This is a genomic window from Streptomyces sp. NPDC001568 (genome assembly GCF_042893755.1).
Taxonomy (GTDB): Bacteria; Actinomycetota; Actinomycetes; order Streptomycetales; family Streptomycetaceae; genus Streptomyces.
The window spans coordinates 19,623-39,262 of sequence record NZ_JBIAVF010000024.1 but is presented as its reverse complement, the minus strand read 5'-3'; the positions used below and the strand labels follow the sequence as shown (position 1 = coordinate 39,262).

Here is a 19,640-nt window from a genome sequence, read left to right as displayed (position 1 = left end):
GGACCTGCCGAGAGAACAGCTGTTCCAGTTGCCTGCGGATTGGCACCGCAATATTGCGGAACTACTGCAAGTAGGAGCATGCTTAGCGCAGGCCGCAATGACGAGGCGTCAGTTCATGATCGCCCGTCACTTTGGGTTCAACTGGCCTGACCTAGCGAACCTGCACGTTGCTGCATCCGCCCGCTCCCCGTCCGTACGGAGGACTGCGCCATGTCGATCGCCGCACGGCCCAACCCGCTTCTGCGGGTCGGTGTACCGGATCCGCTGCCGGTTCTCGACCAGGCGGAAGTGATCTTCGGACGGACTGGCATACCGGACCGGGACAACCAGCGCCCGCGACAGGCCCGACGCATTGCAGCGGCCTGGATGGGCGTTTGGGGTCTTCGTGCCTACGCCGACGATGCCCGCCTCCTCCTGTCGGAGCTGGTGGCGAACGCCTTCCGACACGGTCACGGAGACGTTCGGGTCCGCGTATTCCTGACCAGGGCCTACCTGGCCATCGAGGTGAAGGTGGCGGCCTGCGGGGCTCCGCAGATGCGCGAGACCAACCCCCTCGCCCTTGAGGAGAGCGGGCGCGGCCTCTTCCTCGTGGACGCCTACGCCGACGGCTGGGCGGTGAGCGAAGACGGCTCCGGAGTCTGGTGCACCCTCGCCCTCGCCGGCGCGGAGAACCCCGATGGTGGCCAGTCGCCGCGTCGGACACCCCGTGCTTTCCCTTCCCCTTGATCGCATCTTTTCCCTGGAGGCACTGATGTACGAGGTCGGCCGCGACGGCTTACCGCAGCATGTCGATCACGAGCCCAGTGCGGGACCTGCGCCGCTGCTGGGTCCACCGTTGGGCAAGTCCTGGCAGGACACGGAAGGCGCGTTCGAGTTCCCGAAGCTGGACCCGGTGGCGGGGCCCTCGACAACGCCGCGGACGCCGGAGGGGACCCGTCGGGTGCTGACCGCCTTCCGGCAGTCGTGCGGACCGGCCCGACCCGACGACGTTGCGTGACAGCGTGAACCGGCTCGCGCCTGCTCACGCTCGTCGACTGCCGCGGCTGCGCTGGGCCATCAGGCACCCCCTGATCTTCCTTCGGCGCAACGGCTTCGGCCCCCTCCAGGCCCTGCTCGTTCTGGCGTTCGTTGCCGCCTGGGTTGTGTGGCTGTCCTACCTGTACGTCGCACACCTCTCGTGACCGCCGGGTCCCTGTGCACTGACCGCTCGTGTCCAGGGGACCCGGTTTCCAAGACGTTCCACCCGCTTGCGCCGGCTACTTCCAACGACGAGCAGCCGGTCCCCCCTTCTATCTCGTTCCCTTCGGAGCCACCATGCAGGCACTCGCCCCCTCGGTCACCTTGTGGACCGGCCGTCACCCTGACCATCCGACGATCGTCGTCGACGACTTTGGCGTGCGGTACGACGGGGGCGACCGTGCGGATCAGGTTGATCCGTACTTCGAGGTGCTGAGGGAGCGATGGGGCGGCACCCCGACCGGAACCCCGCTCTACGGCGTATTCGACCCCGAGGTGCAGTGGCGCGCGGCTGATCGGCTGCTGTGCGCGCATTGCGAGGCGCAGCCGGATCGTGAACCGGGAAGCGGCATGCTGTGGCTCCTGCGGGCCGACCACGACGAACACGCGTGGCCGGCGGACATACGCACGACGACCCCACCGATCTGCCGGGACCACGCCGAGATGGCGATCGGCCGGTGCAGCATGCTGCGACACGGTCACCTCGCGGTGCGGGTGCCGGAGGTACAGCAGGTAGGCGTCCTCGGCACCCTCTACACCGACGGCGGGCCCGGCGACGCCGACCAGTTGGTGATGCTCACCGACTCCCGGCTGCGCTTCGTCCTGGCCCGCTACCTCGTCCTTGAACTCCGGGGAGCTGTTCCGGACCCGGACCTGACCCGTCCTCCTGCACTTGGAGAGTACGCATGATCTACAACAAACTCGCCGCCGGTACGCCGATCACCCGGCCGATGCACCCGAACACGGCTTCCGCGGGGGCTCTCGTCCTGGGCGCCTACCTCCGCCGCATTCGAGGGCAGGCGGGTCTGTCCGTGCAGCAGGCGGCCACGGCGCTGAGAAGGACCGCCGCCGCCGTCACGAGCCACGAACTCGGAATATCGCCCCTCGACGAGCGAAACCTTGCCGCGCTGATCAGCCTGTACGGCAAGGCCGACGACATGCGGCATGCCGAGGCACTCCGCGCCCACGCCACCGACGACGAGCTCCGATCGCCGACCCCACTGCCTCCGCACTGCCTGGAAGCCCTTGAGGAACAGGCGAAGGGACTCACCGTCTTCACAGCTCGCCCCATTCCACCCACCCTCTACAGCCCGGCCCTCCAGGCGTACAAGGCGCAGCAGGACCACGCGTTCCTGCCCGCGCCCCGTCCGCTCCCGGACTGTCCCATCACGTTGCTCCTGGACGTGTCCGTGCTCTTCGTATGCCTACCCGTCCCGGAACTGCTCACGGACCAACTGTCCTACTGGAGGGACCTCGCGGAATCCGGGTCGCTGGAGATCCGCCTGGTTCCCCAGGAACTGTTCCTTCCCCAGGGCTCCCAGTTGGTCAGCGAGATCACCCTGTCCCACGACCGACAGATCTGGGTCGACGAGGGGCTGATGCCGGCGTTCTCCACGGGTGATGCCAGCAGTTGGCGCTCGGGGGTGATCCGACGAGCCCGCGAGGAGGCCTACAGCCCGGACGAGAGCTTGAACGGGGTTCGCGACGCCGTGCGCACCCTGTCGCGTGCGCGGGGAGCGGCTCGATGAGTTGGCAGGCCCCGCGTCCCTTCCTCAGACTTTCTCGCCCTCCGGTACGGACTCACGTCCAAGCCCTCCAACCGCGCGCCTGAGCCAGCCGGCCGGCCCGAACGGAAAGAGGCTCCGGTGGACACGCCGTCACCCATCCCGGCGGCCCCGAAACCCCCACTCCTGACCGATGCCCCACGACAGTCCGGTCGAGAGCGGGCCAGATCCGAACGCCTTCCGCCACTGCCCACGCGCAGTGTTCTCCGATCGCACGAGTTACCGAACCAGGAGGTTCAATGATCATCTCCGTGCCCGTTCCGCCCGGCACCTTCACCATCGGCAAGACCTTCGACTTCGAGGCCGGCCACCGGCTGCCCAGTCTCCCGACCGACCACAAGTGCAACCGCCAGCACGGGCACAGCTACCAGGTGGAGGTCATCCTCACCGGTTCCTCCCTGGACGGACCCGGCTTCGTGACGGACTTCGCAGACCTCGCCCCCTTCAAGGCGTTCCTGGACTCCGAGCTTGATCACGAGAACCTCCACCAGCTCCTCCCCTTCGAGCCGACCTCCGAACTTCTGGCCCAGTTCCTGGCCGGCTGGTTCGTACAGAACGTCCAGCCGGGCATCGCCGGCAAGCTCGTGGCCGTCCGCGTCCGCGAGACCGCGCGAAGCTGGGCACGCTTCGACCTGGCGGAAGTCTGATGCCTCTCGCAGCGGTACCGCTGCCGCCCGGCGCCGCGGGCGACGACGTGCGACTCATCATCGCCGAGCGCTTCGGCATCGAGCAGCCCACCTTTCAGGGCGAAGGCCCCAGTTGCGGGCACCCCTCCCTGTTCATCCGCCTGTCCCAGTGCAACCTCACCTGCACCCGCTGCGACACGAAGGAGACATGGGACTGGAGTCGGTACGACCCCAGCACGGAGTCCACGAGCCAAACCGTGGCGGACCTGCTGGCCTGGGCCACGTCCTCGCCGGTCGAACTGGTCGTGATCACCGGCGGCGAGCCGCTCATCCAGCAGCGGAGGCTCATTCCACTAGTCAAGGGCCTGCTCGCAGCCGGCAAGAGGGTGGAGTTCGAGACGAACGGCACCATCGCCCCGCTTCCAGAACTGGTCCTCTACGGCGTCCAGTTCAACGTGTCCCCCAAGCTCGCAAGCTTCGGCGTGGCCGAGGAGAAGAGCATCAGGCCGGCCGCCCTCCAAGCCTTCGTGGCCTCGGGGCGGGCCGTGTTCAAGTTCGTCGCCGGCGCGGCGCCGGATCTCGACCGGATCGCCGAGCTCGTCAGCACGTACGGCCTCGAACCCGTGTGGGTCATGCCGGAGGGCGCCACGCCTGAAGCGGTGATCGCGACCACGCGCGTCCTGGCGGACGCCGTCACGGCCCGCCGCTGGCACCTCACCACCCGGCTTCACATCCTTGCGTTCCCCGATCCCCGCGGACGCTGACCACCTACCCGGCACTCCCGTCTCCAACTACTGGAAGCGAGATCCCAGCCCATGACGAACACCACGTTCACGCCGGTCGACAGCAACAGCCCGGCGGTCCCGCCGCAGCCTGGATCCTCAGACCGCGTTGACGTCGAGCGCGTCGCCGCGCTCACCCGCGAGCTGCTCGTCGCCCTTGGCGAGGACCCGGACCGCGAGGGCCTGGCCGAGACGCCGCTGCGGGTGGCGTCCTGGTGGAAGTCGTTCCTTTCCCCGGACCCCGGGGCCACGGCCACCTGCTTCCCCGAACCCACCCTGTCCGGCCAACTGGTCGTGGTCGGCGACATGAGCGTGTGGACCTTGTGCGAGCACCACATGCTGCCCATGAGCCTCCAGGTGGCGGCCGGCTACCTGCCGGACGGTGACGTGGTCGGCCTGAGCAAGTTCGGACGGATCGCCCAGCGGCTCGCCGCGAGGCTCCAGGTGCAGGAGCGCTTCACGCAGCACTTCGCCGAGGAGCTGGCCGGCGTGACCGGCAGCAAGGACGTGGCGGTCGCCGTCCGCGGGACCCACCTGTGCATGAGCATGCGCGGGGTACGGATGGAGCAGGCCCGTACCACCACCGTGGACTCCGGCGGCCGGTTCCTGACCGACCCAGTACTCGCCGCTCAGTTCATGGCGTCCGCCTCCGCGCAGTGGGGGGTGAAGTGATGACCATCGAGTTCTCGGCCATCGCGCCGTCCGCATACCTGGAGGCGTTCGTCGGGCAGGACCCGGCCCGCGTCCACCACGTTGCCGCGCAGCACGTCCTGTCGAACGAGACCTACCGGGACTTCTTCCGCCGCGAGGCGGAACGGGGCGCGGAGATCATCGTGGACAACGGAGTCTTCGACCTCGGACACGCCCTGCCCACGGTCGATCTCGTCAAGGCGGCTCAGGCGGTCAAGGCGCAGGAGATCATCCTGCCGGACGTCATGCGGGACGGCCCCGCAACGATCACGGCGAGCGAGCGGGCCGCCCGCGAAATCCGCGAGCTCGCCGGGGACGACTTCCGGCTGTGCGCGGTCCTGCACGCGGGGAGCGACGAGGAGTGGAAGCGCACGTACGACACTCTCCTCTCCAGCGACTACGTCGGCGCCATCGCCCTACCGGCCTCCCGACGGCCCGCGCCGCTCGACCAGCTGTGCCGTACACGGTGGGCGGCCACCCTCTACCTGGAGGAGCGCGGCCTGGTCGATGACCGCATCGTCTACCGGCTGCTCGGGCTGGGGCGCACCGGTCACCTGGAGCTTGTCGAGCAGCGCGAGCACGAGTGGATCGCGTCAGTGGACGGGGCGGCGCCGGTCATCCTCGGAGCGATGGGCATCGCCATGCTGCCCGGCGGCCCGTACGAGAAGCCCAGCACGCCCCGCATCGAGAACCTCGGCACCATCCCCGAGAGCCGGTTCGACCTGATCCGCTCGAACATCGCCGTCGTCCGCGAGGCGGCGGGCAGCGGCGTCCGCATCCTGGGGGCCGGCGGATGACCCTCCACCGTGGCGCGCCCGAGGGCACGGTCCTGCGGGCCGACCCGATCGATATCGACGGCCACACGATGGGCCCGGACAGTCTCCTGCGCTACCTCCGGATCAAGGTCCATCACCTCATCCAGGAACACCCCTGGGACAGCGTTGGTGTCGTCGGGGACTACGACCGCACGGCCGTCATCTCACGGCACGAGAAGACCGGCAAGCTCTTCAACACCGAGCGACCCACCGCCGAGGTCCACACCGAGCGGCCCGCAGCCGGGGGCCACGACCGCCGGCTGGTGGTCAAGACGTTCCCCGGCGTCGACTACGTGCGGCACTACGGGCTGATCATCGCCACCTATCTGGCCATGACCGGCCGCCCGGCCGACACCGTCACCTACCGGCCGCCCCCACCGGCCGACAGCCGGCGCGCGGTACGCCGCCTGGACCTGGACCTGGACGGGGACCTGGTCGTCGTCGGCTGGGGCCTGACCCACCTCGCCCCTGCCGACGGGGTGTGGACCCGAGGACCCGGCTACGCCTGGCAGCGGGCCACGGTCCACGGCCGCAGGGTGGTCTACCTCGGCTTCCTCCACAGCATCTGGGGCGACGTCGCCGGCCTGGTCGTCGACCGCCTGGCCGAACTCGGCGCCGGCGATGTCGTCTACGTCGGCAAGGTCGGCGCCCTCGCCCCGGACATCGAACCCAATACGTGGCTTGCCACCGGCCGCGAAAGCCTGATCGACGGCACGCTCGTCACCTGGAACGACTTCTTCGGCGACTACGCCGCCGCCCAACCCGGTGTGCGCACCGGCGTCCACGTCACCTCACCGTCGGTCCTCCTGGAGGATCGCGACTGGCTGACCAAGCACTCCGAGCACGCCTTCGTCGACCCCGAGATCGGCCCCATGGGCGCGGCCGCGCATCGAGCCGGAATCGGATTCGGCTACCTGCACGTCATTTCCAACAATTTGGCCCGCCACTACCCCGCCGACCTGTCCAATGAACGGCACGGCGACGTCGTGAGGCGCCGCGCGGACCTGGTCGACCGGATCCGACACATCATCGCGGACCGTCTGGCCGCCCGCCCGACCCGTCCCTCAGGGAGGAACCGACCATGACGGTCGCCCACCAATCCGCCGCACCCTCCCGGGGCCGGGAAATCACGGTCACCGGGATCGACGGGGCCGGGAAGTCGACGCTCGCCGCTCGCCTGCACGAGGCCCTCAACACGGCCGGACACCCGACGATCCTGATCGGCAAGCACTCCACGACCGTCCCCATGGACGCGGAACTGTCCGCCTACGTCGACCGCCTCAACGCGCTCGTCTACCGTCGGGACGCCCGAGTCGCACAGGCCTGCGGGGATCACTACTGGCTGCTTGCCCTGGCCGCTTGGTACACCCTCCAGGACCAGCTGGTGATCAAGCCCGCCCTCGCCGCCGGGACCCACGTGATCCTCGACAACGCCCACCACAAGATCCTCGCCCGGTACGCCGTCAACCCGGACGTCAACCCCCTGCTGGCCGAACAGGTCTTCGAGCACCTTACCGAGCCCGACCTGGTGTTCTTCCTGCGGATCGGCGCCCGCGAAGCCCTCCGCCGCAAAGGCTCGTTCACCTCCCTGGAGACCGGCCACTCCGGCAGCGGCGACGAGGACTTCATCCGCTACCAGAACACCGTCCTGGACCGACTGCGCGTCCAGGAAAAACGCGACGGCTGGACGTCCATCGACGTCACCGTCTTGGACCGGGACGCCGTCTTCAAGACCGCGGCCCGCGCCGTGACCGACCTCCTGCACCTGCCTCTCTGACCCCGAGCTCCCAAGGAACACACCATGTCAGTGACCCGACCGACCGACGGCGCGTACGTATGCCACGGCGTCACCTGGGCAACCGGAGACCCCCGGCTGCTCCTCGCCCCGCTCCCCGGCGGGCCACTGACCTACACCGAGGTCCTGCACCACAGCCTCGGCTATCAGGTCGGTGGCGGCCGATGGTGCACCGGCCGCTACCGGTTCGCCAACACCGTCAACGTCGAGGCCGTCGCCTGCCCCGACCGGGCCCGCGCCGAGCAGGGCGGCCAGTGCGGCCCGTGCACGAGCCGGGACGACTTCCGCTTCGCCCATCAATTCCACCAGGGCGCCCACGCCACGAACGCCCTGATCACGTACATGGCGCAGCCGCATTGGCTCTACCTGGCCACCTTCGCCGACGGCACCACCAAGGTCGGCACCGCCGCCGAACCCCGCAGGCGCTCCCGCCTCGACGAGCAGGGCACCCTCTTCGCGACCTACCTGGTCAAAGGTGCCGACGGCCGCACGGTGCGCCACCTCGAAGACGCCCTGACGCGCCGGCTGGGCATGACACAAACGGTCCGCGCCGCGGCCAAGCTGCGGGCCCTGGCCGAACTCCGAGATCCGCGAGCCGTCCGCGCCGGCCACGAGGCGGATGTCGCCCGCGCCGTCGCGGCGTTGGCAGACCTGGACGTGCCGGCGGCGCCCGAGGAGTGGACACCCCCCGCAGAAGGTGACCGCCTGCGCACCGTGGACACCGAACGGGCCCTGTACCCGCACGACCCGCGCGAGGGAGAACATGGCATCACCCCCGTGGCATGTCTCGGCTCCCAGGTCCTGGCCCTCCTGGACGACGAGAACGAAGCCGGGTACCTCCTCGACCTCGGAACACTCAAGGGATGTCGTATCACCCTGGGCCCGTTCGCCTCCCCGGGCACGGCCGTCCAGGCCTCCCTGTTCTGAACCCCTCAAGGCCCCATCGAGCCCGCCCCCTCTTCCTCGAAGCGAGGTATCCCCTGATGGCACCCCATGACGCCGTCCTCGGCTGGGACGAGGACACCACCGCAGAGGCCTACGCCGCCTACTGCCGCGACTTCCCCCTCTACGGCGCCACCAGCCGCGACCTCGCGCGCCGCGCCCACCTCGCCGACAGCCACCTGGTCATCGACCTGTGCGGCGGGGCCGGCGCCACCGCGGAAGCGATCCTCGCCCTCGCCCCGCCCCACTGCCGGGTCCTCTCCCTGGACAGCTCCGCCGCCATGCAGCGCGCCGGGCGCCGAACCCTCACCGACCCGCGCCTCGGCTGGATCACAGCCCCGGCCGAAGACCTGGCCCTGTTGGCGCCGACCGGGGGCGTCGACGCCGTCGTCTGCAACTCGGCGATCTGGAAGACCGACGTGCCCCGCGTGTTCACCGCCGTGGCCCGCGTGCTGCGCCCCGGCGGGTTCTTCGTCTTCAACATCGGTGGAGGCTTCGCCGGAGTTCGTCACGCCGACGAGGACGACGCCCACCCGGGGCTCTCCCTGAACCGCCTGATCCACCAGATCGCGGCCCGCGACCACGGGCACACCCCGGCCGCGGCGGCGAAGCCCCCGAAGCTGCCGCTGGAGAAGGTCGGCGCCCACCTGGTGGCCGCCGGGCTGGACCTGGTCGAGTCCGAAGTCGTCGCGCAGCACGGCACCATGGCCGAGAAGAGGGCGTGGTTGTCGATCCCCGTGTTCGCCCGACCCGAAGGGGACTTCACCCACGCCCAGCGCATGACCATCCTGGCCAAGGCCTACGCGCTGACGACTCCGCAGGCCCTCACCGTGACGAGCTGGCTCACCGTCGTCGCCCGGCAACCGGCATAGACCCCGGGGACCGGCCGCTCAGCGCGCGACCGACTCGCGGCCCGCCAGTAGACGTACATGTGCGCGAATGCGTTCACGGTCGGCGGGAAAGGCGCTCTCCCACTCTTCGCCCAGGGGGAACCAGCGGGGCGGCTGACCGCTCTCGCCGCCGAGCGGCAGTTCCGAATCGATCACGGCGGCGTACGACAACCCCAGTGTCGCGGACCAGTCCGCCCGGTAGGAGCGGACGGCCACGGCCGCCGGACGGGCAAGCAACTTGCCCCGCAGGCCGGTTTCCTCACCGAGCTCCCGCACCGCGGCCTGCCGCGGGGTCTCGCCCGCCTCGACCTTGCCGCCGGGCGGCACCCACCCCCGCACCCGGTGCTTGACCAGCAGGACGTGGCGGTGGCTCGGATCGGTCACCCACACCTCGGCCGACAGCGGCGCCATCGGCCCCTGACGAGCCCGATCCAGCCACGACAGGGCGTCGTCGTACTCCCGCACCGCCAGGTGGGCATCGGCGAGCGCCGCTTCCAGGGTCATCTCTTCGATCACCCCACTCACCCTATGCCGCACCACACCTCCGAAAGGACTCATCACCCATGCCAGACGACACGACACGGACCGCCTGGATCGTTCTCGGCGGAATCCACCTCCTCAACCGAACCGCGCCCCGCCAGGACGGCGACCCGATCGTGCTGATCCGAGTGACAGCCCAGGAGGTCAGCTTTCCAACGACGACCGTGATCGTGCGCTGGGCCTTCCTCGGCACCTGCCCCGCCACCGCGCTGACGACCCGGGGCATCCCCCTGGGCGAAACCCGGATCGAGGGCGGCGAACTGTTCCCCGACGCCATCGCCGGCCCGACGCTCGGCGCACTGGTCGGCGCCGCGGCCGCCCCAGGACTCGTCCCCATGTTCTACCTCGCCGAAGACCCCACAGGCGGGTTCCACACCTACGCGCAGGTCCGCTTCTACGCCGAAGACGCCTGCTTCATCCGCATCACCCCCGAACCGATCGGCCACGGTCCCGCAGACGCTCTGACCTGGCTGGAACCCGCCATGGCAGAACGCGCGAAGTCGGCGCCACAGCTGGACAACCACCTGCGATAGTTCCGCACCCTCAACGCGGGAACCGAACTGGAAGTCAAATACAACCTGGACCCGGCCCCCGACATCTGGGCGACGTCCATGGAACTCCTCAAGGCGCTGCGCGCAGGCGAACTGCCCGGCTGCCGACCCGAGTACCGGGAGGAATTCCAGATCCACGCCATCGAGAACCACATGTTCGACGTGCTCGGGCCCAGGGAGGAGATCGGCTACGCCTCCTTCATCCCCCGGGCCGACGGCGGGTTCGTCCTGAAACGAAAGTGGTTCGAACGCGACGCCTTCGCCCGCCGCGAGGAGCTGTTCACCGACATGGACGTCACGCCTGCCACATTCGGCGAGTACCTGCGCTCGGAACTGAAACTTCACGTGAGGGCACTACCTCCCTTTCGCCGAGTCCGATACGACATCCAGTGCGAATCCATGAGGACCGGCCACGTCTACGGCATCTTCCTCGACCGCTGCTCGCTCCTGGCCGCTCCCAAGATCGTGCTCTCCCAATGCGAGCTGGAGTACAGGCGGTCCCGCAGTCTCCTGGACAGCGACGCGGCCGGGATGCTCACCGAGATGGCACGCATCGACACCTGGCTGCTCTCCTACCTATCCGCACGTGGCCTGACGAAGGAACGCACCTTCTACTCCAAGCGCACCTTTCTTCGCGATGCCGTCACGGCTGCTCCGCAGTTGGGGTGTCCAACAGCAGCTGAGGAGGTGTAACAGTCCGGGCCAGTCGACGATTCCACTGGCGGCGGCCCTGGGCCGGCGTCCGTGGTCCCGCCGGCGTGGCGGCCGGGCCCTGACCGGACTCCTCGCGACGGCCGCCGTGTCCGCCGCGGCGCCACCGGCGGGCAGAGCCACCGCCTGACGCGCCTCGGCTGTGTCGGGCGGGCACTTCCCCCGGCGGGCGAGGCACGCGGGCGGCGGTGCGCGCGGCATTACGGATGATGCCCGCCCGCTGGGCTTGCCTGGAACAGTCGGCGGCCGCCGCCCTGCTGCTCGCCGCGACGGGAGTCAGGGGCGAGCGGCGGCACGGGGTGGCCGGGGACCCGGTGCGCCTGCACGCATGGATCGTTGACCGGTAGGGGCGGCCGGTCGGGGAACCCGAGGACATCTCCCTGTGCGTCGTGACCCACACACCCGATGGACCGGGCCCCGCTCGCCGGGGCCGCAATGGAGGACCTGATGAGTGAACCGCAGGTGCTGCTGCGCGGACGCCGGCTCGGCCTGGGCCATGCCCGCCGCGACATGCTCGCTGAGTACCACCGTTGGGAGAACGATCCGGGCACGCTCCTGGGATACGGCAACCAGTTCCCGCAGGCGTGGGAGACCCGCGAGGCCGGATGGGCCGGACAACGCGCGAACCACAACTACCCGCAGTTCGAGGTCGTGCGACTCGACGGCGAGACACCCATCGGCATCACCACCCTGATCGTGAACACCTACGTGCGCACAGCCGAGTTCATCATCGTTCTGGCACCCGAAGCACGCGGGAACGGCTACGCCACCGAAGCCACCCACCTCACCCTCGACTGGGCCTTCCACCTCGGCGCGCTGCGCATGGTCTGGCTGAAGGTTCTCGAACCCAACACGGCCGGTATCACCGCGTACCGGAAAGCGGGATTTCAGGAGTCGGGCCGCATGCGACAGTCCGGGTTCTGGCTCGGCCGACCCGTGGACGAACTGCTCATGGACGCCCTCCCCGAGGACTTCACCGGCCCCTCCGCCCTCACCCCGCGGCCGGCCTGACCCGCTGGAATATCACCGGCCCCCGGTTCCACGAGAAACCGGGGGCCTCCATGTGCGTCCAGGTATTCCGGCCGTGGACAGACCACGGCCGGCGCAGCGAACCCGTGCCTTTCGGCGACTTTTCGCCACAGCCGTAAATCGGCCATTTTTTGGGGTTCGAACCCCCTGGTGCCGATCTCCACCATGGTCATGGTGAAGATCGGCACCATTCGCATGGTGGTGTTGATCACGTGAATGACGCCGATCTCGTCGCCGCTGGTCACCGCCTGGCCAGCTGCTGGTCACCGCCCCGGCCGCGCGAGTTTGTCCTATTTCGCCATGAGACAGTGCAGCAGCGTCCCGGCCGTCCGAGTGCTGATCGGTTGCTGCACGATGTGCGGCTCCCAAAGCCCTGAGCAGGTGGAAGGCCTTGACTCCGTCAACTGCCGCAGCGCCGGCGGATGTGATTCGATTCATCCCGGCGGGAGTCCTCCGGGACTCTCCGAACTCGGGTACGCGTGCCGACCGTTACGCGTACGGCCGGATAACGGCCGTGCCCGAGGAGGAGCTACGGAAAGTGCTCCGTGAAGGAGGTGCCCATGTGGCACTTCTTCCGCCCGCCGTACCCGTGGTGGGCCTGGGCGTTCCTCATCATTCCGATGATGGTGGCGGCGCTCGCGAAGGCTGGCTACTGGTCGTGGCGCTTCTGGGACTATGCCCAGCAGGCCACCGGCCCCTGGTGGTAACCCACCAAGGTGCCGACGGCAGCTAGTACGAACGGCGAGGCCCCTCTTAGATTCGCAGTCCGGGGGGGCCTTCGTCGTTGTCCGGCTCCGCGTCAAGTTTTACGCGTCATCGGACGGATGCCACTTTCCCACGACTCTTAAAGCTCTACAAGCGCGGCGGGTTCGCCTCGGGCTTCAGGCCTCAGGCCTGAGGTCCTGCCCCGAGTGATTGTCGACTGGTCGCAGGGCTCTGCGGTGTCGGTGTCGACCGGGTGACGTTCAGATCCTCTGCGGCCCGCTCGGCAGCTGTACGACCCCGACGCCTTCATGAACGAAGCCGACCCCGAGGACCTCGACTCCGACGATCCGGCGTGGACGCTGGTCCACGCGCTGCGCACGGCGGAGCGGACCCGACCGGTCGGGTAACCCGGACTGCGGGTCGCCCCTCTGGCCGCTGTGCGACACCGGTGTACGGGTGCGCCGCGGTACGGATGGGCGCATGGCGGAGGGCCGTCGCCGGGGCGGCAACGGCCCTCCTTCCCCCCCCTCGAATGGGTGCCGGCCTCAGGCGTCGGGGTTCTTCCCCTCGATCGTCTTGTTGAGGCGATCGACCTGGAGCTTGGCGAATTCGCTGTAGGGCTGGGGCTGGTTCTCCTTCAGGTTCCCGCTCTCCAGTCGGATCAGGGCGCTTCCGACGCGCATCATGACTTCTGTGTGCGGACCCGTGAAGGCGTCGGTCTCGTCCGCTCCCGCCGAGATCTTCAGAGGCTTCGCCTCAGCCCCTGCCTTGCGCCGCGCTTCGGCTGACATGCCCTTCAGCCCTGCCTTCGCATCATCCACGGACCTGAACGACACGATGCTGAACCGGATGGACGATCCGTCAAACCCGCCCCCTTCGAGGCCAATAGCGCTCGACCCGACGGAGACGAAGCCGCCGCAGTTCGTCGACGTGTGCTCCTCGCACGCCCGCAGACTGTCGCCGCCCTCATAGAACTGGACGCTGCCCGTCTGCTTCCAGCCCTGCGGCGCTGCCGCCTTGCTGATGAGGGCCGTGCGGATCATGTCCTCGGTCACGACCACCGGAGCTTTTGCCTTGCCACCCGCTTCCCCGGCGCCCCCGACAGCACCCGTCCCGTCGTCACCCTCACTTACGCACGCCGTCAGCGCCACTATCAACGCTGCTCCACCCGCGAGTCCCCGTACCGTCCTGAACACCGTCAACCCCTGAAATCCGTAGACAACTTGACCTGCTGACTCAACAGCATCGCGGGGTCGCGATCCAGTTCCGGCGGCGGGGACAACGTGGCCCACCTGGGTCAGGCCTGCTGGTGAGGTTCGGCCTGGGCTTCGGCGATCTGGTCGCGGGCGGCTTTGAGGATTTGGGTCCAGCCGCTGGGGGAGGTGCCGGGGAGGAGTTGGTGGAGTCGCTCGATGTGGCGGGCGAGGCGGTCGTCGGGGTGGTCGGTGAGGCTTTTGAGGGCCGCGGTGAGGCGTTCGTCGTTGGCGTAGCGGGTGCCGGCTCGGGATCCCGCGCGTCGGCCGGCGCCGGGGGGTGCGGTGCGTTCCTCTCGGTTGTCGGCGAAGGCCTGGGCTTCGGAGCGGCGCCATTTGGGGCCGCGGCGGTTTTCGGGGTCGTCCCATTCGACGGGTTCGGGGAACCCGGGCGGGGGGACGTTGGCGGCCTTGCTGACCCATGCGTGGTCCTTGTGGCCGAGGATCTTCATGAACTCGGTCACGTTGACGAGGTTGGGGTCCTGCTGGTGTTCGCGGCGGTGCCATTCCGCCCATTCCGCCGCGTCCCATTCGAGGTTCTTGCCGTTGCGCCGGCCGAGGGGGTGGCCGTTGCTGTCGCGCTTGGCGTACCAGCGGGCGAGGGTGCCGACGTGCAGTCCGTGGGCGGCGGCAAGTTCGGCGCGGGTCATACGGCGCGGTTCGGGAGTTTCGGTCATGGTGGCCTCCGGTTGGGTTACTTGCTGGGGGTCCAGGTGCGGGTGTCGCCGGTGGTGACGCGGACGACGAGCGCGATGTCGGCGAGGGAGGCGGTGCCGGCCCAGTCCTGGTGGTCGGGGTGGTCGGCGAGGTGCCACAGCTCGATGGTCGGGGGTTCGGTGTCGAGGACGTCGACGACGAGGTACGGGGTGGCGGGGTCCGCGCCGAGCCGGTTGTCGGGGTGCAGGTGGACGTGGTCGTAGGGGCGTGGCAGGTCGGTCGGGACGGGGTCTACCATGGGGGTGTTCCTTCTGTGGGGCCGTGAGGCTGCTCAGTGTGAAGGGGACTCCCGCCCGGCGGCCTTTTGCCCATTGCGCCGCCGGGCGATCTACGTTCTGGCCGCGGCCGCCGGGGTTCTCCCTTGGCGGCCGCGCCTTTTTCGGGTGTCCTGGTGTGGTCGGTGGTCGTCGTTCCCGCCGGGGGTTTTCCTCCCCGAGGCGAGGTTTATTGAACCACCGTAGGAGTAATTTTACCAGTGGTTCGCCGTTCGTCGAGCGCGCGGCGCGGCTCGTCGTGGGCCGGCGGGGCGGGTACGGCTGAGCCCAGGGCGGTGGAGGCCCCGGTCGGGCGCGTGTGGGTCGGGGACGGTGGTGAGTGTGACGCTGCGGCCGGATGGTGGCGCGCGCGGCGCGGTGAGCAGCGGGTGGGTGACGGTTGCGGGCCCTTCGCGGGGCCTCGGGTTCGCGACGGGGGTGAGTCGCACGGCCCGCCGTCGCGTTCCTCGCTTCACGGGCGCCGGAGAGGGGGAGAGGGACCTCCGGGGGCGGGGTTCGACGGCAGCTCGGTGATGCTCTCGGTCGACGGGGCCGGCCGGCTGCGTGGGGATGGGTGCGCCGGGATTCGAGCGGGACCGGGGCGGCGGTGTCATCCGCCGCCCGGCGGGGTGGGTCAGGGGGTGACGGTGGCCGGGATGATCAGGATGGGTTCGTTGCGGAGCCAGATGTCGCATCCGTCGCCCGGGGTGAAGTCCAGGACGGCGTAGCGGACCTGGTGGTCGGGGGTGTCCCCGATCTCGTACTGGTCGGTGTGGCACTGGTGGCGTTCACCGCAGGGGTGGCCGAGGCGGGCGGGGTAGGCGGTGGTGAAGTAGTCGGCTTCGCGGGGGGTGCCGGGTTCCGATTCGGGGAAGTGGGCCAGGATCAGGTCACCGTCGCGTACTTCGTGGGCGCGCACCATGCGGGCCGCGTCCAGGTCGGTGCCTTCGGGCAGGGCCTCGAACTCGTCGTCCTCGGGCCGGGGGCCGGTGACGAGCGGGGTTCCGGCGGAATCGGTACCGACGTGCTGATGGGTGATCATCGGGGGGTCTCCTCGCGTGGTGGGCTTCGAACGGGCCGCGGGGGCGGTGCCACGTCTGAGCGGGACCTGCCGGGGCGCAGCGCGTGGACTTCGATACGGCCGGCGGGGACCGTCGGGCGGACTGGTCACTGTGGTGGCCGGGCCTGCCGAGGGTGACCCGGCACGCCCCGGCCCTCATCAGCCGGCGTTCTCCTCCTCGATGCGGAGCGCACGCAGGGTCAGGGGAGTGGTGGTCCGGTCGCGTTGGCGTTTGAGGATCGATACGTCCTTCTGGACGCGTTCGCGGAACGCTTCCTCTGCCTGTTCGGCCTGGTGGTAGCGCTCGGGGAAGACGTCGAGGAGTCGCCGCCACTGGCGCTGGCCGGCCCTGACGCAACCGCCCCCGCAGTTGTTGTGTTCGAAGCCGAGCTCGTAGAGGCGTGGGGGTCGGATGCCCAGGGAGCGCAGTTCGGTCAGTAGGTCGGCCTTGGTGCGGTCGGGGCCGTCCAGGAGCGGGTACTCCACCGTCCAGGGCGCCCAGTTGCGGGTGATGGCCGTGGCGCGGGGTCGGTCCTTCTTGGTGGGCTCGATCCCGACGTACGCGACCGTCGATTCGGGCGGGGCGTTCTCCTCCATCCACCGGCGGCACGGGATCTGCTTCAAGTGGCGGGTGCACGGCGCGAGACGGTCATTGCCAAGAAAACGCACGTCGTGGAAAAGCTGCCAGGGGGTCCGGCCGTCGGCGACGATCGTGAGGGGCACCTGGATCAGGTCGGAGAATTCCCGGCTGAACCGCCACAGGTCGGGGTCCTCGACCTTGGTGTCCGCGATCAAAAGCGTCATGTCCCGTGGCCCGTGCCGCTCCACGACACGGACGGCGGCGAGCGCGGAGCCGACGCCCCCACTGAACTGGACGACATGACGCACGCGGACGTTCCCGGCGACGCCGTCCGGCCGGGGCGCCGTGTCGCCGCTCATCCTCGGTGCTCCCACGTCATGGCGTGCCGCTGGTCGGGGTCGACCGTCCACGACAGCTCGGGGAAGAGTCGTTCGACCTGGGCGCGGGCCCACTTCCACGTGATCTCGGCGGCCTCGTCGCCGGGTTCGTTGATGGACTGGTGCCATCCCTCGACGCAGATGGTCGACTGCTTGCCCAGGTGGTGCAGAACGGTGTCGATGGTGAGGTCGGTGGGCAGTTCGTCGCCCTCGTCCTGGCGGTGGACGTAGTAGTCGTAGAGCCGGGCGGCGAGGGTCTCGCCGTCGATGTGGGTTCCGTGGATGACCTGGGCGACGGTCGAACCGTCGGGGCCGGGGATGAGTCGATAGGTGGCGGGCTGGAAGGGGGTGCGGGGCATGACGAACTCCTGACAGGTGAGGGATGGGTGGGCGCGGGGGCAGGTACCGGGGCGGGACTTGCGCGGACAGGGGCGGTGCCGGCGCCGCGGTGGGACCGGGGGTGCGCGGCCCCGGCCGGGGGCGCGGTGTCGTCCCGCACCCCCGGGTAGGGGGCTCAGCTCTGGTCGGCGGTGGCGGTGCTGTCGTGCGCGGGGCGCTCCAGCAGGGTGTGGACGGGCCAGTTGCGGCGGGCGCCGTGCTTGGCCTTGAACAGGCGGTGGGCGTCCTCGATCAGGTCGGCGTGGATCGCGCGATTGAGGGTGGGCGCCATGCCCTTGTGGGTGCCGTCGAGGATGCGGACGGTGAGCTTGGACCGGCCGCCGTTGTTGATGAAGTGCAGCCGGGTGACGGTGCCCTTGACGTGCGTCCGGTCGATGTGGTGCCACACCCACCCCAGGTGATCGTCCTCGGCGGGGAACGTCCACCTCGCCTTCGGGGCGGCCTTCGGGGGCTGGATGGCGGCGGGCTCGGCTGCCTCGGGCGTGGGGGCGGCGTCCGGTTCGGGGTCCGGGGTCGGGGCGTGCTCGGGGTCGAACAGGCTCAACAGGTCGAAGGGGGTCCAGTCGGTGGGCAGGTGGGAGGGGCCGGGCGCGATGTGAAGGGTGAGCTTGTCGCCGACGCGGGGGGAGAGGATCGCGGCGAGGTCTTGCAGGTAGGTGCCGAGCTGGGTCGCGGGGTAGCTGATGGTGTCGCGGGTGGTGCCGTCGGCGTAGTGGGTGACAGCGTCGGTGATGGGGCTCCACTCGATGTTCCGGCCGAAGGGGCGCGCGGTGACCTCGACGGCGGTGACGGCCTGGGCGCGGCAGTAGGGGGAGTTCCGCAGGTGGGTCACCGCGCTGTCGAGAAGGAAGCCGGCGGTGTCGGTGGTGTCCAGGGGCGGCAGACCGGCGGCGGCCGCGTCGCGGTGGGCGTCGGCGAGGATCATGACGACTTTCAGGTTCGTGCGCTCCCACGGGCCACCGGGGTGGCAGTGCTGGGCGGTCCAACCGGCCTCGTCGGCCACGGACAGCAGCGCGGGGCGCCGACCGTCGGGAGTGGTCGGGTGGAGCGCGAGGGCCTGGGCGTGGGTGGAGATCGCGCACAGCTCGGTGCGCGGCTGAAGGGTGTGGCTCATGTCGATGACTCCTGGAAGTGAGTGGCGCTGGCCACTGGTAGAGGGGGGCGGCCGGTCCCGGGGCGGATCGCCGGGGGGTGTGGCCGCGGGGCCGCGCGAACCGGGCGCCGACCGGGTGTTGGTCGTCGGTGCGGGCTTCGTGGGGAGGTGCGGCCCGGCGGGTGACGATCGCGGTGGGCGGCGGGGGTTTCTCGGGCCGGCCGGCCACGGCCGGCCCGCCGCCCGCGAAGCGGGCGGCGGCCGCGGAGACGCCCCTCGGGCGGCTCCGCGCGCCTTTCAGCGGCGCGCGGCCGGCGGGGACGACCGGCGGTGGTCGGCGGGGTTTTTCGGGCCGGCCGGCCACGGCCGGCCCGCCGCCCGCGAAGCGGGCGGGCGCGGTGCCCCCTCCAGGGGGCACCGCACGGCGCCTAGCGAGCCTGGTGCTCCGGGCAGTGGTACACGGGCGCGTACCGGTCGCTCTGGGCGACCTTGACGAACCGCGCGACGCGTGCGGGGAGTCCGCACGCGCGGTGCCCGAACTGGGAGGTGAGGCCCATGCGCTCGCCGGTGCGCTGCTTGATGACGGGCACCCGTCGGAACGTGGCGCCGCACGGGCCGAACAGCCGGTGGGGGATGCCCTGGGGGTCCAGGGTCGTTGTGGTCGGCGTCTCCTCGCCGTCCTCGGCGGCGCGCTCGGCCTCGTAGGCGCGGCGGGCCAGTCGGATGGCGTGCTCCACGCTGTGGGCCCGATAGGTCAGGAACCGGAGCGGGCTCTGCGACTCCTCGACTCCTTCGTGGATCCAGTCCTCACGGGCGGCGTACGCCTCGGGGTCGGTCGGCGCGGCCTCGGCCAGCAGGATGCTCCGGTAGCGGCCGAGCGCTCCGGGGACGGTGGTGCACTCGTCGTCCGCGACGAGGAAGTAGGTGTGAAAGGTCTTGGTCAGGGAGAGGCGGGCGGGGCTGGCCGGCTCGGTGTTCTGCATGGTGCGGGACTCCTCGGTGTGAAGGTGGTGTTCGACCGTCGGTCCGG

At 69.9% G+C, this 19,640-nt stretch carries 24 protein-coding genes and 1 pseudogene; 16 read left to right on the top strand and 9 right to left on the bottom strand.

Features of this window, described 5'->3' with window-relative positions; genetic code table 11:
* Positions 1 to 210 precede the first annotated feature (210 nt).
* The 11 genes from ACFY0I_RS34140 to ACFY0I_RS34090 all read left to right on the top strand — a co-directional run bounded on the left by ACFY0I_RS34140 (position 211) and on the right by ACFY0I_RS34090 (position 9,323).
* Positions 211 to 726, top strand: a complete 516-nt coding sequence (locus ACFY0I_RS34140; RefSeq protein ID WP_388903099.1) for an ATP-binding protein — start codon at positions 211 to 213, stop codon at positions 724 to 726.
* A gap of 588 nt (positions 727 to 1,314) precedes the next feature.
* Positions 1,315 to 1,926 (top strand): hypothetical protein, encoded by a 612-nt coding sequence (locus tag ACFY0I_RS34135; RefSeq protein ID WP_388903096.1) that lies wholly within the window; start codon positions 1,315 to 1,317, stop codon positions 1,924 to 1,926.
* Positions 1,923 to 2,765 carry a helix-turn-helix domain-containing protein gene (locus ACFY0I_RS34130; protein ID WP_388903094.1) on the top strand — a complete coding sequence of 281 codons (843 nt, stop codon included), beginning with the start codon at positions 1,923 to 1,925 and terminating at the stop codon, positions 2,763 to 2,765. Before ACFY0I_RS34135 ends, ACFY0I_RS34130 begins: the two co-directional genes overlap by 4 nt.
* A 275-nt stretch (positions 2,766 to 3,040) precedes the next feature.
* Positions 3,041 to 3,448 (top strand): 6-pyruvoyl tetrahydropterin synthase family protein, encoded by a 408-nt coding sequence (locus ACFY0I_RS34125; RefSeq protein WP_388903092.1) that lies wholly within the window; start codon positions 3,041 to 3,043, stop codon positions 3,446 to 3,448.
* Entirely contained in the window at positions 3,448 to 4,191 is a 744-nt protein-coding gene (locus tag ACFY0I_RS34120; protein WP_388903090.1) for a 7-carboxy-7-deazaguanine synthase QueE, read from the top strand. The genes ACFY0I_RS34125 and ACFY0I_RS34120 overlap by 1 nt, the downstream gene beginning before the upstream one ends.
* Before the next feature lie 51 nt (positions 4,192 to 4,242).
* Complete coding sequence (gene folE / locus ACFY0I_RS34115) at positions 4,243 to 4,881, top strand: GTP cyclohydrolase I (RefSeq protein ID WP_388903088.1); 639 nt, start codon at positions 4,243 to 4,245, stop codon at positions 4,879 to 4,881.
* Positions 4,881 to 5,696 (top strand): hypothetical protein, encoded by an 816-nt coding sequence (locus ACFY0I_RS34110; RefSeq protein WP_388903086.1) that lies wholly within the window; start codon positions 4,881 to 4,883, stop codon positions 5,694 to 5,696. Before folE ends, ACFY0I_RS34110 begins: the two co-directional genes overlap by 1 nt.
* A complete protein-coding gene (locus ACFY0I_RS34105; RefSeq protein WP_388903084.1) occupies positions 5,693 to 6,799 on the top strand; it encodes a hypothetical protein in 1,107 nt (368 codons plus the stop codon). Before ACFY0I_RS34110 ends, ACFY0I_RS34105 begins: the two co-directional genes overlap by 4 nt.
* A complete protein-coding gene (locus ACFY0I_RS34100; protein ID WP_388903082.1) occupies positions 6,796 to 7,491 on the top strand; it encodes a dTMP kinase in 696 nt (231 codons plus the stop codon). The genes ACFY0I_RS34105 and ACFY0I_RS34100 overlap by 4 nt, the downstream gene beginning before the upstream one ends.
* Before the next feature lie 24 nt (positions 7,492 to 7,515).
* Entirely contained in the window at positions 7,516 to 8,436 is a 921-nt protein-coding gene (locus tag ACFY0I_RS34095) for a DUF2797 domain-containing protein (RefSeq protein ID WP_388903079.1), read from the top strand.
* Between the two features lie 56 nt (positions 8,437 to 8,492).
* Complete coding sequence (locus ACFY0I_RS34090; RefSeq protein ID WP_388903077.1) at positions 8,493 to 9,323, top strand: class I SAM-dependent methyltransferase; 831 nt, start codon at positions 8,493 to 8,495, stop codon at positions 9,321 to 9,323.
* 18 nt (positions 9,324 to 9,341) lie between these two features.
* Here the strand turns inward: ACFY0I_RS34090 and ACFY0I_RS34085 are convergent, their stop codons facing one another.
* A complete protein-coding gene (locus ACFY0I_RS34085) occupies positions 9,342 to 9,857 on the bottom strand; it encodes an NUDIX hydrolase (RefSeq protein WP_388903075.1) in 516 nt (171 codons plus the stop codon).
* A gap of 47 nt (positions 9,858 to 9,904) precedes the next feature.
* On the opposite strand from ACFY0I_RS34085, the gene ACFY0I_RS34080 reads away from it, so the two are divergent.
* The 5 genes and pseudogenes from ACFY0I_RS34080 to ACFY0I_RS34060 all read left to right on the top strand — a co-directional run bounded on the left by ACFY0I_RS34080 (position 9,905) and on the right by ACFY0I_RS34060 (position 12,879).
* Positions 9,905 to 10,414, top strand: coding sequence for a hypothetical protein (locus ACFY0I_RS34080; protein ID WP_388903073.1), 510 nt, complete (start codon positions 9,905 to 9,907; stop codon positions 10,412 to 10,414).
* Positions 10,415 to 10,492: 78 nt separating this feature from the next.
* Complete coding sequence (locus tag ACFY0I_RS34075; RefSeq protein ID WP_388903071.1) at positions 10,493 to 11,125, top strand: hypothetical protein; 633 nt, start codon at positions 10,493 to 10,495, stop codon at positions 11,123 to 11,125.
* 137 nt (positions 11,126 to 11,262) lie between these two features.
* Positions 11,263 to 11,490: pseudogene (locus ACFY0I_RS34070) on the top strand (lasso peptide biosynthesis B2 protein); the annotation flags it as partial.
* A gap of 100 nt (positions 11,491 to 11,590) precedes the next feature.
* Positions 11,591 to 12,154: a GNAT family N-acetyltransferase gene (locus ACFY0I_RS34065; RefSeq protein ID WP_388903069.1), complete on the top strand. Its 564-nt coding sequence runs from the start codon at positions 11,591 to 11,593 to the stop codon at positions 12,152 to 12,154.
* A gap of 578 nt (positions 12,155 to 12,732) precedes the next feature.
* Positions 12,733 to 12,879, top strand: coding sequence for a hypothetical protein (locus ACFY0I_RS34060; protein WP_388903067.1), 147 nt, complete (start codon positions 12,733 to 12,735; stop codon positions 12,877 to 12,879).
* A 543-nt stretch (positions 12,880 to 13,422) separates the two neighbouring features.
* Here ACFY0I_RS34060 and ACFY0I_RS34055 read toward each other — a convergent pair.
* From ACFY0I_RS34055 to ACFY0I_RS34020, 8 genes are all read right to left on the bottom strand, one after another.
* Entirely contained in the window at positions 13,423 to 13,932 is a 510-nt protein-coding gene (locus ACFY0I_RS34055; protein WP_388903064.1) for a hypothetical protein, read from the bottom strand.
* Positions 13,933 to 14,174: 242 nt separating this feature from the next.
* Positions 14,175 to 14,807 carry a hypothetical protein gene (locus tag ACFY0I_RS34050; protein ID WP_388903062.1) on the bottom strand — a complete coding sequence of 211 codons (633 nt, stop codon included), beginning with the start codon at positions 14,805 to 14,807 and terminating at the stop codon, positions 14,175 to 14,177.
* A gap of 17 nt (positions 14,808 to 14,824) precedes the next feature.
* Entirely contained in the window at positions 14,825 to 15,085 is a 261-nt protein-coding gene (locus ACFY0I_RS34045; protein ID WP_388903060.1) for a DUF6211 family protein, read from the bottom strand.
* Between the two features lie 650 nt (positions 15,086 to 15,735).
* The gene (locus tag ACFY0I_RS34040; RefSeq protein ID WP_388903058.1) at positions 15,736 to 16,143 is read right to left on the bottom strand and encodes a hypothetical protein; all 408 of its coding nucleotides are present in this window, start codon (positions 16,141 to 16,143) and stop codon (positions 15,736 to 15,738) included.
* A gap of 177 nt (positions 16,144 to 16,320) precedes the next feature.
* Positions 16,321 to 17,100, bottom strand: coding sequence for a hypothetical protein (locus ACFY0I_RS34035; RefSeq protein ID WP_388903056.1), 780 nt, complete (start codon positions 17,098 to 17,100; stop codon positions 16,321 to 16,323).
* Positions 17,097 to 17,477: a hypothetical protein gene (locus tag ACFY0I_RS34030; protein ID WP_388903054.1), complete on the bottom strand. Its 381-nt coding sequence runs from the start codon at positions 17,475 to 17,477 to the stop codon at positions 17,097 to 17,099. Before ACFY0I_RS34030 ends, ACFY0I_RS34035 begins: the two co-directional genes overlap by 4 nt.
* A gap of 155 nt (positions 17,478 to 17,632) precedes the next feature.
* Positions 17,633 to 18,631: a hypothetical protein gene (locus ACFY0I_RS34025; RefSeq protein ID WP_388903052.1), complete on the bottom strand. Its 999-nt coding sequence runs from the start codon at positions 18,629 to 18,631 to the stop codon at positions 17,633 to 17,635.
* Positions 18,632 to 19,038: 407 nt separating this feature from the next.
* Entirely contained in the window at positions 19,039 to 19,593 is a 555-nt protein-coding gene (locus tag ACFY0I_RS34020) for a hypothetical protein (RefSeq protein ID WP_388903049.1), read from the bottom strand.
* Between the last annotated feature and the right edge of the window lie 47 nt (positions 19,594 to 19,640).

Bases quoted from the DNA above. Each gene is read 5' to 3' on its own strand.
- ACFY0I_RS34140 (WP_388903099.1), top strand. From the start codon at position 211: ATGTCGATCGCCGCACGGCCCAACCCGCTTCTGCGGGTCGGTGTACCG.
- ACFY0I_RS34135 (WP_388903096.1), top strand. From the start codon at position 1,315: ATGCAGGCACTCGCCCCCTCGGTCACCTTGTGGACCGGCCGTCACCCT.
- ACFY0I_RS34130 (WP_388903094.1), top strand. From the start codon at position 1,923: ATGATCTACAACAAACTCGCCGCCGGTACGCCGATCACCCGGCCGATG.
- ACFY0I_RS34125 (WP_388903092.1), top strand. From the start codon at position 3,041: ATGATCATCTCCGTGCCCGTTCCGCCCGGCACCTTCACCATCGGCAAG.
- ACFY0I_RS34120 (WP_388903090.1), top strand. From the start codon at position 3,448: ATGCCTCTCGCAGCGGTACCGCTGCCGCCCGGCGCCGCGGGCGACGAC.
- folE (WP_388903088.1), top strand. From the start codon at position 4,243: ATGACGAACACCACGTTCACGCCGGTCGACAGCAACAGCCCGGCGGTC.
- ACFY0I_RS34110 (WP_388903086.1), top strand. From the start codon at position 4,881: ATGACCATCGAGTTCTCGGCCATCGCGCCGTCCGCATACCTGGAGGCG.
- ACFY0I_RS34105 (WP_388903084.1), top strand. From the start codon at position 5,693: ATGACCCTCCACCGTGGCGCGCCCGAGGGCACGGTCCTGCGGGCCGAC.
- ACFY0I_RS34100 (WP_388903082.1), top strand. From the start codon at position 6,796: ATGACGGTCGCCCACCAATCCGCCGCACCCTCCCGGGGCCGGGAAATC.
- ACFY0I_RS34095 (WP_388903079.1), top strand. From the start codon at position 7,516: ATGTCAGTGACCCGACCGACCGACGGCGCGTACGTATGCCACGGCGTC.
- ACFY0I_RS34090 (WP_388903077.1), top strand. From the start codon at position 8,493: ATGGCACCCCATGACGCCGTCCTCGGCTGGGACGAGGACACCACCGCA.
- ACFY0I_RS34080 (WP_388903073.1), top strand. From the start codon at position 9,905: ATGCCAGACGACACGACACGGACCGCCTGGATCGTTCTCGGCGGAATC.
- ACFY0I_RS34075 (WP_388903071.1), top strand. From the start codon at position 10,493: ATGGAACTCCTCAAGGCGCTGCGCGCAGGCGAACTGCCCGGCTGCCGA.
- ACFY0I_RS34065 (WP_388903069.1), top strand. From the start codon at position 11,591: ATGAGTGAACCGCAGGTGCTGCTGCGCGGACGCCGGCTCGGCCTGGGC.
- ACFY0I_RS34060 (WP_388903067.1), top strand. From the start codon at position 12,733: ATGTGGCACTTCTTCCGCCCGCCGTACCCGTGGTGGGCCTGGGCGTTC.
- ACFY0I_RS34050 (WP_388903062.1), bottom strand. From the start codon at position 14,807: ATGACCGAAACTCCCGAACCGCGCCGTATGACCCGCGCCGAACTTGCC.
- ACFY0I_RS34045 (WP_388903060.1), bottom strand. From the start codon at position 15,085: ATGGTAGACCCCGTCCCGACCGACCTGCCACGCCCCTACGACCACGTC.
- ACFY0I_RS34040 (WP_388903058.1), bottom strand. From the start codon at position 16,143: ATGATCACCCATCAGCACGTCGGTACCGATTCCGCCGGAACCCCGCTC.
- ACFY0I_RS34035 (WP_388903056.1), bottom strand. From the start codon at position 17,100: ATGAGCGGCGACACGGCGCCCCGGCCGGACGGCGTCGCCGGGAACGTC.
- ACFY0I_RS34030 (WP_388903054.1), bottom strand. From the start codon at position 17,477: ATGCCCCGCACCCCCTTCCAGCCCGCCACCTATCGACTCATCCCCGGC.
- ACFY0I_RS34025 (WP_388903052.1), bottom strand. From the start codon at position 18,631: ATGAGCCACACCCTTCAGCCGCGCACCGAGCTGTGCGCGATCTCCACC.
- ACFY0I_RS34020 (WP_388903049.1), bottom strand. From the start codon at position 19,593: ATGCAGAACACCGAGCCGGCCAGCCCCGCCCGCCTCTCCCTGACCAAG.